Genomic DNA, 14762 nt, shown 5'->3' with positions numbered 1-14762 from the left:
GTCCCTAGGGTAATCCATAGGTCCGCCAACGGACCAGGAAAATGACCGGAAACCCGCGCCAGGCAAGGCTTTCCGGGCCATATCCAAGCTGATATAGGGCCTATACCAGCCCCCCCGTTCCGCATTCCGGGCCCGTTCCTATACTTGCACCCAATCCAGACGGAAGGCCGACGCCGCAGCATCCCCGCGGCAGCGGCCGCACCACACAAACCGACAAGACAGGAGACTCCATGTCCATTACAAAACAGGGCGTTCCGCTGTTCGCCGGCACGGCGGACGATGCGGAAGCCAGCGTCTTCCGCAAGGTGTCGTGGCGCCTGCTGCCATTTCTTGGCGTGCTGTGGGTGCTGGCGTGGCTGGACCGCGTCAACATCGGCTTCGCCAAGCTGCAGATGCTGGATTCGCTGCGATTCAGCGAAGCGGTGTATGGCCTGGGCGCCGGCATCTTCTTCCTCGGGTATTTCTTCTTCGAAGTGCCGTCGAACATGCTGCTGCAGAAGATCGGCGCCAAGAAGACCATCATGCGCATCACCATCTGCTGGGGCGTGATCTGCATGCTGCAGACCTATGTCACCACGCCAACGCAGTTCTATATCCTGCGCTTCCTGCTGGGGGCGTTCGAGGCGGGCTTCTATCCCGGCGTGATCCTCTACCTGACCTACTGGTATCCGTCCGAGCGGCGCGCCCGCGCCTTCGGCACCTTCATGTCGGCATCGGCCATCGCTGGTGTGCTCGGCGGCCCGCTGGCCGGCTGGATCATGACCTCGATGGGCGGCGTGCACGGCATGCATGGCTGGCAATGGCTGTTTATCCTCGAAGGCATCCCGTCCGTGCTGGCCGGCATCTTTGCGTGGTTCTACATGACCGACAAGCCGGAGCAGGCCAGCTGGCTGAGCGACCACGAGAAGCGCGTGGTGCTCGATGCCCTGAAGCGCGACAACGCCGCCATGGGCGAGCGTGGGCACGACTGGCGCACGCTGTTCACCAACCGCAAGGTGTGGCTGCTGATCGCCATCTTCTTCTGCCTGCTGTGCGCCAACTCCACGCTGACCTTCTGGATCCCGACCATCATCAAGGAAGTGGGCTTCACCACGCCCATGGCGGTGGGCTGGATCGCGGCGGTGGCCTACCTCTGCGGCGCGATCGGCATGATCGCCAACGGCGCCCACTCCGACCGCCGCAACGAGGTGCGCTGGCACTTCAGCGGCGCCGCGCTGACCGGCGGGGCAGCGATGGCCGTGCTGGCCGTGATGCTGGGCGCGCAGGCGCTGTCGCCGGTGATCACCTTGCTGGCCATGACCGCCGCGCTGATCGGCACCATGAGCGCCATCCCCGTGTTCTGGCAACTGCCCAACCGCTACCTGGCGGGCAGCGCCGCCGCGGTGGGCGTGGCCCTGATCAACTCCGTCTCTAACCTCGCCGGCTTTGGCGCGCCCTATGTGATGGGCCTGATCAAGACCGCGACCGGCACGGTCAGCAGCGGCCTGTACCTGGTGGCCGCCATCGAAATCCTGGCTGCGGTGCTGGTTGTGTTCGGCATCCGCCGTCTCCATCACAAGCGCGAGGCCTGACATGCACGACGATCACGATCCCGGCTTCAATGCCGCCCGCCGCCGCTTTGGCCTGCAATCGATCACGCTGGGAGGCAGTGCGCTGCTGGCCGGCAACGCACTGGCCACCGGCCCGGCAACGGCGCCCGCACCCAACCAGACCGCGGGCCCGGTGCAGCAGGGCGGCCTCGGCCCCCGGCTGACCATGCACGCGCTCGACACCTGGCACGGCACGCCCGCCTCCGGCATGCGCGTGGACATGTACCGCGTCGAGAACGGACAGCCACGCCTGCTGCAGACGGTGACGCTCGCCGCCAACGGCCGCAGCGAACCGCCGTTGCTGCTCGGCGATGCCTACCGCACCGGCACCTACGAACTGGTGCTGCACGTGGACGAGTATTTCGCGGCCCGCAAAGCCAGCCTGCCGCGGCCGCTGTTCCTGTCGAAGATCCCGCTGCGCCTGCGCGTGACCGACGCCAGCCAGCGCATCCACCTGCCCGTGCTGTTCGGGCCGTGGAGCTACAACTACTACCGCGGCAGCTGATGCCGTCGCACTGAAAGGAGACAGACCATGGCAGGCATCAGCACCCACGTGCTCGACGTATCGCTCGGCAAGCCGATTGCCGGCATGCACATCGAACTGTTCGACGTCGGCACGCAGCCCCCGAAACTGATCGCAAAGGCGCGCACCAACAACGACGGCCGCACTGACTCGCCCATGCTGCCCGCCGCCCAGGCCCGCACCGGCGACTTCGAGCTGCGTTTCTGGGTGGCGGACTATTTCAAGACGCCGGACACGTTCGCCGACATCGTGCCCGTGCGCTTCACCATCGCGGACGCCGCGCAGCACTACCACGTGCCGCTGCTGTGCTCGCCGTGGAGCTTCGGCACCTACCGGGGCAGCTGAAGCGCAAGCTACTGCGTGCCCGTCAGCACCGCATGGGAGGTGGTCGGCGGCGCGTTGCCCTCGACCACCAGCAGCGTGGCAGCGGCGGCCTGCTTCCCGGACAAGGCGGGCACCACCTCGCGCAACGGCCCGATGGCCGTGCCATTGGCGGCGCCTGCGGCATTGGTCCTGAAGCTTGCAACGGGCGTCCGGTGGCCGGACACGTAGACGTCGTAGACAGTCTGCGGCTTGAGCTGGAACAGGAACACTTCCAGCGCATCGACCAGGCCGAGGTTGCGTGCCACGACGAAGCCGCGCCCCGAGCCGGCGGTAGCCTTGAGCGGAATGTTGATGGGATCGCTGTTTGCGCGCGGCGTGAGGTTTGCCTTGCCATCGCCGGCCGGCACGGCGTTGGAGACATAGACCAGGGCCTGCGGTGCCTGTCCCACCGGGGTGCGGGCGATGACGCGCTGGGTGGCGGTGTCGATCACGTCGACGCCGTCGCCGTTTTCCAGGCCGACATACATGCGGCTGCCGTCATCGGACGGCCAGATGCCATGCGGCAGCGCGCCGACGGGGATGGTCGCGACGAGGCGCGGCTCGGCGTCGGTGGTGTAGACCTTGACCGCATTCTCGCCGCCGACCGTCACGTAGGCGAGCGTGCCGCGCGCGGTCCTGGCGAAGCCGAGATGGTTGGTGATAAAGCCGGTATCGAACACGCCCCTGACGCTGAGGTTTTTCGTGTCGATGCGGGTGACCTTGCCCACGTCCTTGTGCGTCATCCACACTTCGCTGAAGTCCGGGGTGAACTGCAGGAAGGGCGAAAACGGGCTGGCGACCGGAATGCGCTTGACCACCTGGTGCGTGGCGACGTCGATCACATCGACCTCGGGCGTAAAGCTGGACACGGCAAAGGCGAGCTTGCCGTCGGGATGGAACAGCACCATGCCGGGCCCCGGTGCGGTCGGGATGCGGCGGATCTCCTTGTAGCTGGCCGGGTCGATCACCGAGATATAGTCCTCGCCGCGCACGACCACCCACGCTTCCTTGCCGTCGGCGGTAAAGAAGCCCTCGTGCGGCGAGCGGCCGATATAGGCAACGCCCTTGACCCGGTTCGTGGCGGTATCGATGAACGTTGCCGAGTTCGAGCCGTTGGAGACGACAAGCAGCGTCTTGTGATCCGGCGAGAAGCCCAGGCCATGCACGTTGATCTCGCCCTTGTAGAGCGGCGAAAGGATATCGGGCCGCGCGTTGCCAAGGCGGATCTGGCCGAGCAGCGTATTGGTGGCAGGGTTGATGACCGACACGGTGTTGCTGTTCTGGTCCGCCGTGTAGACGCGGTCGCTGGCGGCCGGTGCCGCGGCGGCAAGCGACGACGCCGTGGCCAGGACCAGCGCAAGCTGCGAGGTCTGCTTCATGTGGGCTTCCTTTAGTGAGAATGGGCAGGTGCCGGGTTGAGGCTCGGCGCGGCCTTCGGATGGCGGGCAAGCCAGGCTTGCATCAGGCGGATCTCGTTCTGCTGGTCGGTGATGATGCCCTGCGCCAGGTTGCGCAGTTCAGGATCCCTGGTGTCGAGCAGCAACGCCTTGGCCATGTCGATGGCGCCCTGGTGATGCGGGATCATCATCGCGACGAAGTCGTGGTCGGGGTCGCCGTTCATGGCGGCGGCGCGCATGCCGGCATCCATGACGGCCATTGCGTCGTCCATCCGTTGTGCGAACGGCTTTGCGGTGCTGGCGACAAAGGGTTCCGGCTGCCGCACCACTGGTGTCTGGCCATGACTATGCGACACCTCGACACCGCCTGCCAGGCAGTTCGATCCGGCCGTCGCCGCAAGGGCGGCGAGCATGAAAGCGGGCAGGGGGAGCTTCATGTGGCGTTCTCCAGGTTGTCGTTGGGCGGGCTACGTTGAAGTAAACACACCTGGAGCCGGCTTTATTCCACGTTGCCGGATTTTTTTTCGCGGTCGTCGAGACACCACCTCAGCCGAGGTCAGTCCGCCTTCACCGTGGCTTCGAAGTAGTCGGCGAATTCGTCGCGCACCACCTCTTCGATCCGCGCGATTTCTTCATCGGACAATTCCGTGAATCTGGCGCGCTTGCGGTTCGACAGCTCGCCGTGGTTCTGGACCACCAGGTCGATCAGGTTGGTGAGGCGCGGCTGGCGCAGGTCCAGCCATCCTTCGATCCGCGCCACGCTGGCGTCGAACGCCTTCAGGTACCGGATCTCCAGCGCGAGGTCTTCCTCGACGCACTGCTGGATGCATTCAAAGACAAACTCGCAAAGGGCGGTCGCATCGAACGACGCATACAGCCAGTTGGGCTGCGGCGACTTGATCAGGATGGTGTCGCTGTCCGAGTCCAGGACATAGTTCAGCAGCCCCGTGCGGGGCGCCGAGTAGTCCTTGAGCAAGCCGGCATAGACCTGCAGGTTCTTCAGCATGCTCGCCGAAACCGGCAATACGACACCCTCCGGCGTCACGCCGGCCTGGCGCAACAGATGGTGGATCAGGAAGCGGTGGATCCGCCCGTTGCCGTCATAGAACGGGTGGATATAGACAAAGCCGAACGAAACGCATGCCGCGATGATCAGCGGGTGCGCCGCCTTCGTCCTGATCAGGTCCGCAACCTGTGCCAGGCCTTCCATCATCGGCTCGACCTGCTGCGGGGGCGGGGGGATGTAGTCGGCAATGTTGCGCAGCCGTCCGCCGCGCGAGAGCCAGTTCTGGCGGTCGCGATAGGCGTACTCCGCCCGGATCGATGCAATGATTTCGTTCTGCCATTCGCAGAACTGCGCCTCGTCGAGCCGCACCGGGGCGCCGGCAAATTCCAGCAGGCGCCTGAACCTGGCGACACGCTGGTTGTCGGGCAGTTCCTTCTCGATCGAATACGTCGATCGGGTTTCAGCGAGATAGAGATAGTCCACCGCGCGGGCGAGCACTTCCGGTTCGAGCCGGTTGATCGCGGCGGCGATTTTTCCCGGCAGGTCGGCGCCGATCAATGCCTCAAGGCGCTCGGTGCGGCGTACCAGGGGGCAGAATGCCGCCGGGCCGAGGTGGTTGTTCAGGATCCCGAACTGTGCGTCGATCTGGCTTGTGCCGGTTACATAGTCCGCTTCGTCAAGCGCTGGAACCCGCGCGGTTCCGGCTGGCAGCTTGTAGTCGAATTCAGCGCCGGCAAGCCACTTCGCGTAGAAGCCGCCCAGCCGTGCATAGCGCGACCCGGGCGAGGACGCCAGCCACTGGGCGACCTCGTCAATCGCCGGCTGGTGCTCGAACAGGGCGGCGAGCACGGTCAGGTTCAACGGCTCCTTGCGCAACGCAAAGGTGAGGTGGTCAACTGTCGTGTCGCCGCCGCGGTAGCGGTTCCTGGGATAGACCGTCTTCACGCTGCCGTCCGCACCGGTATGCGTGCTCAGGACCCCCGTCTTGTCTGAAAGCTCGGAGGTGGAATGCAGGGGCGGTACGCGAAGCCTGAACTTCGCGATCAGGGCGCTGTAGCCGAGTGGAGCGTGAGCCATAGACGGACTGCGGTGTGAATTAATGGATGCATGGGCGGTTACCAGAGTTTATATGCCGCTTACCGATTCGTCTATTTTGGCTGGGTCATCTTACTAAATTGCCTATGCTGGCCGGGCACCCCGGTTTGCGAATTTGCCTATACGACTTACCGATGCAACTATCCTTCGCGATGATGGTTACCAGTTTGCATATAATCAACGGCCGTTTTGCGATTGACGGTGCACGTCAGTACCCGGGAAAAGATCGAACAGGACGATCTCCACGGTCGCCGAAACCGCATCGTTTGGTTTCGGCGAAACTACAAGCGCTCGCTCGTCGGGCTGGCCGAGCAGGCAATCGGGGGGCAGCGGCGAATGCCGCCGCGTCCCGGTAAAATGATGATGTTTTGACAGGCAGTGATGGACAGTGCACAGCTGAAGGCTGTGGGCTGCGTTGTTCAGTAGGGGAGTAAAGTGGTTTTCCTGGATTTGTTCCGCACCAAGAAAAAGGCAATCGCGCCGCGGCCCGCAGCGCTGCGCATGCCGTCTGCGCCGACAGCGCTTGTTCCTGTGCGCGCTTACGACCGGGTTTTCGCGCAAGTCATGGAAACGGTCGAGGGCATTTCCGCTGAAGAGAAATCCCAACTGCGGGACCTGGTGACGGAGACGGGTAGCGATGGGCTCAATCTCGGAGGCTACTTCGAGAAAGGTTATGAAGTCTTCTTCAAGGGCCGCCAGTGGAAGTGGGGCGAATATGAAGAATGGCGCGACACATTCGAGCGGCTGGGGTCCTTCCCGTCCAACTGGATCGATGTCGATCAAATCGCCAGACTCGGCACGCGAAGTACTTCTGACAAGCTGCTGGAGCTAAGGATATTCGAGCTCAGGGAATTCCTGGCCGCCGAGGGAATTTCTTTCGACCCTGACGCCCCCAAGGCTCAACTCGCGTCCTTGGCGGAGCACGCACCAGGCTTGACCGCGTCGTCCCTGTGGGCGCGCCTGCATCGGAACGAAGAAGAGGCGCGGCAGAGGGCAGAAGCGCGTCGGCCAAAGGCGCTCTACGACTTGTTGATGCGGACCATCGCCTATCGGGCCAAGAGTGTTCGCGACCTCGAGCGAGCGCACTCCAACGGAATCCACCGGCACGAAGTCATGCTCGTCCTGGAAGCGGACCGCAAGTTCATCGATCTCGCGCGCAAGAAAAATCCCCAGGCCGTGCCGCCGTACTATCCCAACGACTTCACGCAGCTCAGGCCTATCGTCGACTTCACCAAGCAGTAACCTGCGGTGCGCCTGTCTATGTGCCTCAAGGTCGATATTGCGTGTCGCGGCACGACTTTGGCAAAATGCCTATAATCGAATGGCAAATTGCCAAGGTGCAGATATGCAGACGATAGAGTTCAAGCCCTCGGGTAGCGTGGCGCCGCGGAACCGCTATCTTGACAGCCTGAGTGACGTTCTCAACGCAGACATTCGCTCAGGCGCCGATCTCGTCGCGCTCGCCGTGGAGCGGCTGCCCGCCGACACCATGGAGCGTTTACTGCATGCAGGCCTGGTGTGGGACGAGATCAGCTTTATTATCCCGCGCCGCACGCTCAGCCACAGGCGCGAGCGCGGCGAGTCGCTCACGGTGGACGAATCGGACAAGGCCATTCGGCTGGCGCGGATTCTCGCGCAAGCCATCTCCACCTTCGGCGAAGCCGATCGGGCACTGGCCTGGCTGAGAGCCGGCCAGCAACGCTTTGCCGGCAAGTCGCCGCTTGAACTGGCGGGCACGGAACAGGGCGCACGCCTGGTCGAGGAAGAACTGCTTCAGATCGATGAAGGGTATTTCGCCTGATGTACCTGTGGCGGATCAGCAATTACGCCGACCTGAAAGGGTTGGGCGGACTTCGGGCGGGCGGCCGGTGGCATTTTCCAGGCCAGCCAGTCGTCTACCTCGCCGAGCATCCGGCGCTGGCATTCCTGGAGATCCTCGTCCATCACGAGGTGGCGAGGATCGAGGACCTGCCGAAGCAATACCAGCTGCTCCAGGTAGAAGTCCCCGAGTCGGTGGCCGTGGCCGAAATTGCGGCATTGCCCGAAGACTGGAAAACCGACAGCCAGTGGTCCAGAAGCGCCGGCACGGAATGGCTTGCCGCTCGCACCAGCTTGCTGCTGAAGGTGCCGAGCGTGCTGGTGCCATACGCCTCCAACTACGTCCTCAATCCCGAACATCCGGATGCGACCGCCGTCAGGATTGTCCTGGCCACGCGCGTCGATCACGATCCCAGGATTCTGTCGCTGCTGACGGAGCCGAAAGCGCAGGGCTAGAAGCCAGGGCACAAGCAACGCGCCCGGCGGTTCCCGGCACTACAGGCAGGGAGTCAGAACCGGTGGCGGATGCCCATCACCGCACCCAGCTGGTTCTGGCCGGGCTGGACGTTAATGACCGCTGTCGACCCGCTGCCGCTGTTGTAGCCGTTGACGCCCAGGTACGACTGGTCCTTGTTCAGGGCGTAGGCCACGGACGCGTACAGATCGGTGCGCTTGCTGAACGTATAGTCGCCCGTCACAACGAACTGCCACGGGTCCGACCCGGTGTGGCGGAAGTCCTGGTAATAGGTTGCACCCATCAGCGAGAAAGCGGGGGTCAGCTTGTAAGTCAGGCCAAGCCAGTAGAGGTTCGCACCGGCATTGGGAGCTTGCGCACCTGGCAGCATGGCGCCGTCGAAAGCCTTGGCCAGGCGATACCCGGCAAAGATCTTGGCCGCGCCCGCCGTGTACGTGCCGGCGATCGCATAGCGCCGCAGCGAGGGCGCCTGGTTGGCCGGCGTGCCGACGTGCACATCGTCATAGCCCACGCCCACCGCAACGGGACCGCTGGCGTAGCTCAGGTAGGCGCCGTAATCGCGGCCGAAGACGTTGCTGCCCGCCACCTCATTGCCATTGTTCTGGAACGAATAAAAGGCTGCGCCGGATAACGCGCCAAAGGTGCCTGCATATTTCACGGCGTTGTCCGCGCGCGCGCCAAACTCCGGCGCGATCCCCAGGATGCCGTAGCGATCGGCAGTCGCGGCGGGATCATAAAAGGCATTGAAGTCGCGCAGGGCGGTCTGTTGCCGACCGAACAGAAGTGCGCCATATCGGCTTTCCACTCCGACGTATGCATTGCGCCCGAACAGGCGCCCGCCCTGGGCCGAGTTGCCGGTGTCCAGGTCGAAACCGCTTTCCAGCAGGAAGACTGCCTTCAGGCCCGTGCCCAGGTCCTCGGTGCCGCGCAGGCCCCAGCGTGAGCCGGACTGGTTGCCGGAGCTCAGCCTGAACAGGTTGTCGCCCTCGGGACCAACGTGGTTGTTGTATTCGACGCCAATATCGGCAATGCCAAACAGGGCCACGCTGGATTGGGCGTGGGCAGTGCCGGCAGCCAAGGATGCGGCAAGCAGGGCGATTGTCTGTTTCATGGCTCCTCCGGTTTTCTGTTTTACTCACGGGTCCCTCCGCCCCGACGGCAGGCGGAACGAAGCAGGCCTGCTAAGGCAAGCATAGGCCATGCCCTCGCACCTGGGCACGGTGCGAGACCTGACGGTCGAAGAGGGAAGGTGCGCCGCCGAACTGGCCGCCCTCGACTTGCTGGCGCAGAACCCGGCCGGTACGCCCGCCATAAACGGCCAGTTCACAAACATGTCACTCGATGGACATATCGTCCGAGTGCCCGGAGCCACAGGTCAATATGGGAAGGAAGGGACATGAACCGAAAAGCAAAATTGCTCCCGCTCGTGCAGTCGCGTTCAGGGCTCAGGCGCTATGCGGTTTCACCATAATGCGCCCCGTGATTGTGTCCAGGCAAAGTTGAAATATCCGGTCGCCAGCAAAGTTGAAATGTCCGGTTGTTCGGTGTCATTTCATCTTGTTTGTTCTGTCTTTTGGGGGTCCCGTCGGGCGGTGGTGCTGGCCTGAAGCGGCAGAGTTGTGATCAGGGTGAGGCCGTCATGCCAGCAGGGCGGATTTGAATTTCCAGGTGTCAAGCTGAAATCAATTCTCAGTTCCATTAAGCGGCCACGGCTGCTGCTGCAACTGTTGCAGCGCTTCCAACATATCGTTCTGGCCCAGCGAGCGCTGCGACTTCTTGCCGGGCGGTCGTCCACGCTTGCGGGGAGCCCCCTCCGTGCCAGGCACAGAGAGTGACCGCGTGTTGTCGCGCTTCTCCTGAACGTATTGCGCTAATTGCAATACGTGCCCCAGGCGCTTGTTATCAACGATCGCGCCTTGATCCACTTCCGAGAGCCGATCGTAAATCGTGTAGGGCAGGGCGGCGCCATTTGCGCGTGGCTCGATTCTGCCGTCCGGATAGTGATAGACATCGATATAGCGACCGGCCAGTTTCCGATGCTCTGGCGTATCCGCCAGCAGGTAGAGCATCTTGTCGTACTGAATCGTCAGGCTCTTGGACACACAGCGCGGCTCGCGCCACGCGAAGATGAGATCCAGGTTCTCGTCTGGTCGCAGCGGCCGATGGGCGTTGTGGTCATTGCGCGGCACCTTGGCAAAGCGCGCGTTATAGTCGGCGATGAATTCCGCCATGAAGGCATTGGCTGCCTCCATCGTGTTGATCCCACGCAGGCGCAACTCCTTGACCAGTCGGTCCTGCAAGGTCAGGTGAGTCCGCTCGACACGGCCTTTGGCCTGGCTGCTGTTGGCGCAGATACCTTCGATGTTCAGCTCGAACAAGGCCCGCGCAAACTGGGTGTGGCCGTCGCCACTGGTTGCTCCTTTCTTGTTGACCCGAAAAACGCTGGCCTTGTCGCTGTAGAACGCCACCGGCTTGCCGTGGCGCTCCAGATAGGCCCGCGTCGCCGCAAAGTATGTGAACGTGGATTCCGAATGAGTGAAGCGTAGTTCCATGATCTGGCTGGTGGCGTCGTCGACGTACACCAGCAGGGTGCAGGCTGGGGCGCGCTCCTCAAACCAGCGGTGATCGCTGCCGTCGATCTGGATCAGTTCGCCATAGCAGGCGCGCCGGTTACGAGGCTGGTAGACCTTCGGCGGCCGCTGTTTGCGCGGCACCCACAGGCCGGCCACCGTCATCAGTCGGCGGATCGTTTCTTTGGACAACGTTAGCCCATGACGCTCTCGCAGCTTCTCGGCCGCCAGGGTCGGGCCGAAGTCGGCGTAGTGTTCCCGAATCAGGCCGAGGGCCACGGATTCGCGGTCCGCTGGCATGCGATTGTTGCTGGGTCGACCGCGCCGGCGAGAAACCAGCCCGGATGCGCCTTCTTGCCTATAGCGCTCCAGCAGCCGCCGGAATTGCCGATCCGTGATCTCCAACCGTTCGGCAGCCACCCCGGGCCGTAACTGACCATCCACGACCGCCTGGACGATCTTGAGCCTGTCTAACTCACGCATGCTTACTGTAATGACCTCGGTTCCCGCCATCCCCGGACATCCTCCATTGCATTCAACCGGGCAGGCTGAATACCATGGACAGGCGCCTCAGGCGGACATTTCAACTTTGCTAGAACCGGACATTACAACTTTGCCGCTACAGATTGGATTCGCATAATAAACCTTATGTTAAATGCAGGTGAGCCTGACATGCCTCAGGTGCCTTGATTTCCCGGCCATGTCCGCCCTTCAGCGGCTCGTCTTCGGCGCCATCGACACCGCAATCGCTTCTGTGTAGACCGCCTGCACCTGGTCGCCGCGATGGATGGCCTTGAGCTGCTGCGCATCGCTGACATGCACGTCGACCGTTTTCCCCTTTGGGCCCTTGAGCGTCACCATGCCGGTCTTGCGGTCGACGTTCACGACATCCGCGGTCACGGTCACCTCGCGGCCTATGCTGCCGCCGGGCTTGGCTCCGGGCGGCGCGCGTTCGATCGTCTCGCGCTCGATGGCCGAGCGCATGCCGGTCTGACGGGTCATGCTGACGGACAGCGCTCGCTTGTACTCGACGGCCACCACGTCGCCAATGCGGACCTGGTCGAAGTTCCGCACGTCGTCGCCGACCTGCAACTCGGTAACCTTGCCTTGCTTGTCCTTTAACGAGACTGTGCGCGTGGCACTGTCGATGGCCACCACGGTCGCGGTGGTCTTGACTGTCTCGGTCGCCATCATTGCCCCGACGCCGGACGCTACGTGCACGCTGGATTCTGGCTGGGCTGGCGTTGCACCACTGGCTGCGGCCAGCGCGCAGGCTACGAGTAGCTTGTTGAAATGCATGCTCGCCTCCATGGCGCGGAGAAACTTTCGGTTACGTGAGGTTTAGTTCATCCACGCCAAAGTACAAGCCGCGCTGCAAACCTGGACTTGTGGGCGCGAAGCCACAGGACCCTACCAGGCTGAGATAAAGTCAAATCTGGTGTATGAAGGTTGATCGTGGCCGGTCGTCAGGCGGCGAGTTTCTGCTGAACCGGCGGATTGTCTTGCGCCGGGGCACCGTCCTTGAAGGGGACGCCCTTCAAGAGCAGTTCGATGTGTTCGGCACCTTTGATGCGGCGCCATGTTTTCTCGGCTTCCTCGATCAGCTTGAAGGCCAGGCCAAGGAAAGTCGCTCGTGACACGCAATTGCGCGTGCGCGTCGTGCGGTGACGCACGGTCGCGAAGGTCGACTCAATCGCGTTGGTCGTGCGGATGTGCTGCCAGTGCTCGGCCGGGAAGTCGTAGAAGGTCAGCAGGCTGTCTCGGTCCTTGGTGAGCACGCCGGTGGCCTTGGGGTACTTGGCGCCGTAGATCGTCGCAAAGCGATCGAAGGCAGCATAGGCATCTGCCCTGGTGGCCGCCATCCAAATCGCCTGCAGATCTGCCTTGGCGCGGCCGTGCTGGGACTTGGGCAAGGCGTTCAGGACATTGCCCATCTTGTGGAACCAGCAACGCTGGGCGCGCGTGGCCGGGAACACCTCCTCCAGGGCAGCCCAGAATCCCATGGCGCCATCGCCGACCGCCGCCAGCGGGCCAGCCTGCAGGCCGCGGGATTTCAGGTCCAACAGTACTTCCACCCACGATGCCTTCGATTCCCGATAGCCGTCACCGATCGCCACGCGCTCCTTCCTGCCGTCTGGCGTAACGCCGATGATGACCAGCAGGCATTGCCCGTCCGATCCCTCGCTACGCAGACCCGTGTGGATGCCGTCCACCCACCAATACACATGGCGCGCCGCCGACAGATCACGCTGATTCCAGCTCGCATGCTCGTCTGCCCACTGCGCCTTCAATCGGCTCACCACGTTGGCCGATAGCCCTTTGGCATCCTCACCAAGCAGCACCGACAACGCCTCGCTCATGTCGCCTGTCGATACTCCCTTCAGATACAGCCAGGGCAGCGCTGCACTCACCCGCGGCGACTTCCTCACATACGGCGGCACGATCGCCGAGTTGAACTTCACGCCAGACCCGGACCGATCGCGCACCTTGGGCACCTTCACGGCAATCGGGCCGGCCCCCGTCAGCACCTCGCGCTCCGGGAGGTAGCCATTGCGAACCACGGCGCGCTGCCCGCTCAACGTCTTGACGTTACTGAACTGCTCAAGCAGCTCTGCCAGCTCCACTTCAATCGCCTCCTGGATGACCCGCCGAGCCCCGCGCCTGATCAGCTCCTCGAGCCCAAGCCCGATTTCCGATAGACCGACTGCTTCTTTCCCTTTATCCTTGCTCATGGTGGACCTTTCTTGTGCTGGTTTCCGATCTCGACAATCAGATTCTCAGCGGAAAGCTCCACCGCCCTCTACTCCGCGCCTCAAATTCCCCGCCCGTACACCAGTTTCGACTTTAGCTCTACCAGGCTGTCTTGTTCCTCCAGACTAATGGACAGCGGCAAACATAGCGCGCGGTAAGGGAGGAGACATGGAAGCAACCTTCTTTCCCGCCATCTGGTGGCGGCGGCATTGGCTTGTTTCGTTTGGCAATTGCGAAACCGGTTCCTGCTGTACTGCAAATGGTCCGGTGCGGTCTCGCGACGCGAAAGCCGGTTCATGACCTGCAGCTTCGCTGGGTGGAGTGAAAACATCGGACGGCGCACAGCATACTCGCAATCATTTTTCCCGCTATCGGCCAAAAGGATTAGCTGCATATATACCTTCTCCTCGTTGCCAAGTCCTGGTTTGCGCTGAAGAATTCAGTCATGGACCACGGGAGGCTGACGATGGAAATGCGTTGGGAGAAACTCTACTCAGGCGGCCTGGCCGAATTCCACAAGTCCGAATCCGGGGCCTGCCGCGCGGCGCGGCGCGCAAGCGCGTTGGACGCAGTGTGGCTGGGGGCGCTGTTGACGGTATTGATAATCGGTAGCGCCCTCCTCTTCAAATGACACCGACACGGGGACGCCTGGCCTCATTTCGTCTCCAGTCGGGTGCCAGGCAAGATGGCCACGCCATGCGCTTCGCATCCGCTTGCGTCATGCCCCGCCTCATAGGTATAGTCACCCGCGATGACTCCATCGCGGAGACTTGCCGATGAGCGCCTTCATTGCACGCAGCCGGGCCAGCGCAGTGGCGTACATCAACGCCTGCGCGAAAGGTACTGTCGAGCTGGACTATGAGACAGCGTGGGAGGATGCGATCGAGCTCGGGCGGCTGGGCCAGAAGCTGGGCGTCGATGTCCAGTACCGGACAGTCGAGCATATCTGCGTCGAATCTGCCGACGCCCTGACACGCGGACTGCGTGAAGAGAAGCGGACCTTCCGGCAGCGATACCTCTATTGCAGGTTCGACATGGTTGCACTGCCTGAGACGATCCTGTGCGAACTCGAGTCGCTTGCCATCGAGCATGGCGACTACATCTTGCCCGGCCATTTGCTCGGGGAAACCACCCTGGTCTGGCGCTAGTAATATCCGCGGGATCACTGCGCCCTG

General features: G+C 62.8%; 14 protein-coding genes. 7 read left to right on the top strand and 7 right to left on the bottom strand.

The features are described 5' to 3' along the window. Positions 1–230 precede the first annotated feature (230 nt). The 3 genes from AC5WJ1_RS27660 to uraH are packed head-to-tail and all read left to right on the top strand — an operon-like array spanning position 231 to position 2457. Positions 231–1571, top strand: a complete 1341-nt coding sequence (locus AC5WJ1_RS27660; RefSeq protein ID WP_494476785.1) for an MFS transporter — start codon at positions 231–233, stop codon at positions 1569–1571. 1 nt (position 1572) lies between these two features. After that, positions 1573–2094, top strand: a complete 522-nt coding sequence (locus tag AC5WJ1_RS27655; protein ID WP_494476784.1) for a hydroxyisourate hydrolase — start codon at positions 1573–1575, stop codon at positions 2092–2094. Positions 2095–2121: 27 nt separating this feature from the next. Beyond that, the gene (gene uraH / locus AC5WJ1_RS27650) at positions 2122–2457 is read left to right on the top strand and encodes a hydroxyisourate hydrolase (RefSeq protein WP_135702642.1); all 336 of its coding nucleotides are present in this window, start codon (positions 2122–2124) and stop codon (positions 2455–2457) included. An 8-nt stretch (positions 2458–2465) separates the two neighbouring features. Here the strand turns inward: uraH and AC5WJ1_RS27645 are convergent, their stop codons facing one another. The 3 genes from AC5WJ1_RS27645 to AC5WJ1_RS27635 form a co-directional block, all read right to left on the bottom strand. After that, the gene (locus tag AC5WJ1_RS27645; RefSeq protein WP_494476783.1) at positions 2466–3854 is read right to left on the bottom strand and encodes a beta-propeller fold lactonase family protein; all 1389 of its coding nucleotides are present in this window, start codon (positions 3852–3854) and stop codon (positions 2466–2468) included. An 11-nt stretch (positions 3855–3865) separates the two neighbouring features. After that, the gene (locus AC5WJ1_RS27640; RefSeq protein WP_135702646.1) at positions 3866–4309 is read right to left on the bottom strand and encodes a DUF305 domain-containing protein; all 444 of its coding nucleotides are present in this window, start codon (positions 4307–4309) and stop codon (positions 3866–3868) included. Positions 4310–4428: 119 nt separating this feature from the next. Further along, positions 4429–5955, bottom strand: a complete 1527-nt coding sequence (locus AC5WJ1_RS27635) for a Fic family protein (protein ID WP_434034656.1) — start codon at positions 5953–5955, stop codon at positions 4429–4431. 453 nt (positions 5956–6408) lie between these two features. Between AC5WJ1_RS27635 and AC5WJ1_RS27630 the strand changes: the two genes are divergently transcribed. The 3 genes from AC5WJ1_RS27630 to AC5WJ1_RS27620 all read left to right on the top strand — a co-directional run bounded on the left by AC5WJ1_RS27630 (position 6409) and on the right by AC5WJ1_RS27620 (position 8247). Further along, a complete protein-coding gene (locus AC5WJ1_RS27630; protein ID WP_135702650.1) occupies positions 6409–7215 on the top strand; it encodes a hypothetical protein in 807 nt (268 codons plus the stop codon). A 103-nt stretch (positions 7216–7318) separates the two neighbouring features. Next, on the top strand, positions 7319–7774 hold the full coding sequence (locus tag AC5WJ1_RS27625; RefSeq protein WP_135702652.1) for an Xre family toxin-antitoxin system antitoxin: 456 nt from the start codon (positions 7319–7321) through the stop codon (positions 7772–7774). Then, entirely contained in the window at positions 7771–8247 is a 477-nt protein-coding gene (locus tag AC5WJ1_RS27620) for an RES family NAD+ phosphorylase (protein ID WP_133094703.1), read from the top strand. Before AC5WJ1_RS27625 ends, AC5WJ1_RS27620 begins: the two co-directional genes overlap by 4 nt. A gap of 53 nt (positions 8248–8300) precedes the next feature. Here AC5WJ1_RS27620 and AC5WJ1_RS27615 read toward each other — a convergent pair whose 3' ends face one another. From AC5WJ1_RS27615 to AC5WJ1_RS27600, 4 genes are all read right to left on the bottom strand, one after another. Then, entirely contained in the window at positions 8301–9377 is a 1077-nt protein-coding gene (locus AC5WJ1_RS27615; RefSeq protein WP_133094702.1) for a porin, read from the bottom strand. A 571-nt stretch (positions 9378–9948) separates the two neighbouring features. Next, a complete protein-coding gene (locus tag AC5WJ1_RS27610) occupies positions 9949–11349 on the bottom strand; it encodes an ISNCY family transposase (protein WP_494476782.1) in 1401 nt (466 codons plus the stop codon). Positions 11350–11547: 198 nt separating this feature from the next. After that, complete coding sequence (locus AC5WJ1_RS27605; protein WP_133094701.1) at positions 11548–12135, bottom strand: hypothetical protein; 588 nt, start codon at positions 12133–12135, stop codon at positions 11548–11550. A gap of 167 nt (positions 12136–12302) precedes the next feature. Further along, a complete protein-coding gene (locus AC5WJ1_RS27600; RefSeq protein ID WP_022540107.1) occupies positions 12303–13568 on the bottom strand; it encodes an IS256 family transposase in 1266 nt (421 codons plus the stop codon). A 795-nt stretch (positions 13569–14363) separates the two neighbouring features. Between AC5WJ1_RS27600 and AC5WJ1_RS27595 the strand changes: the two genes are divergently transcribed. Beyond that, positions 14364–14735, top strand: a complete 372-nt coding sequence (locus AC5WJ1_RS27595; RefSeq protein WP_133094699.1) for a PHA-granule associated protein 4 — start codon at positions 14364–14366, stop codon at positions 14733–14735. The last annotated feature ends 27 nt before the right edge of the window (positions 14736–14762 follow it).

This window comes from Cupriavidus sp. MEYA8 (assembly GCF_059278825.1).
Note: the sequence above shows the minus strand (reverse complement) of the source record. Positions and strands in the feature narration are given on the sequence as shown.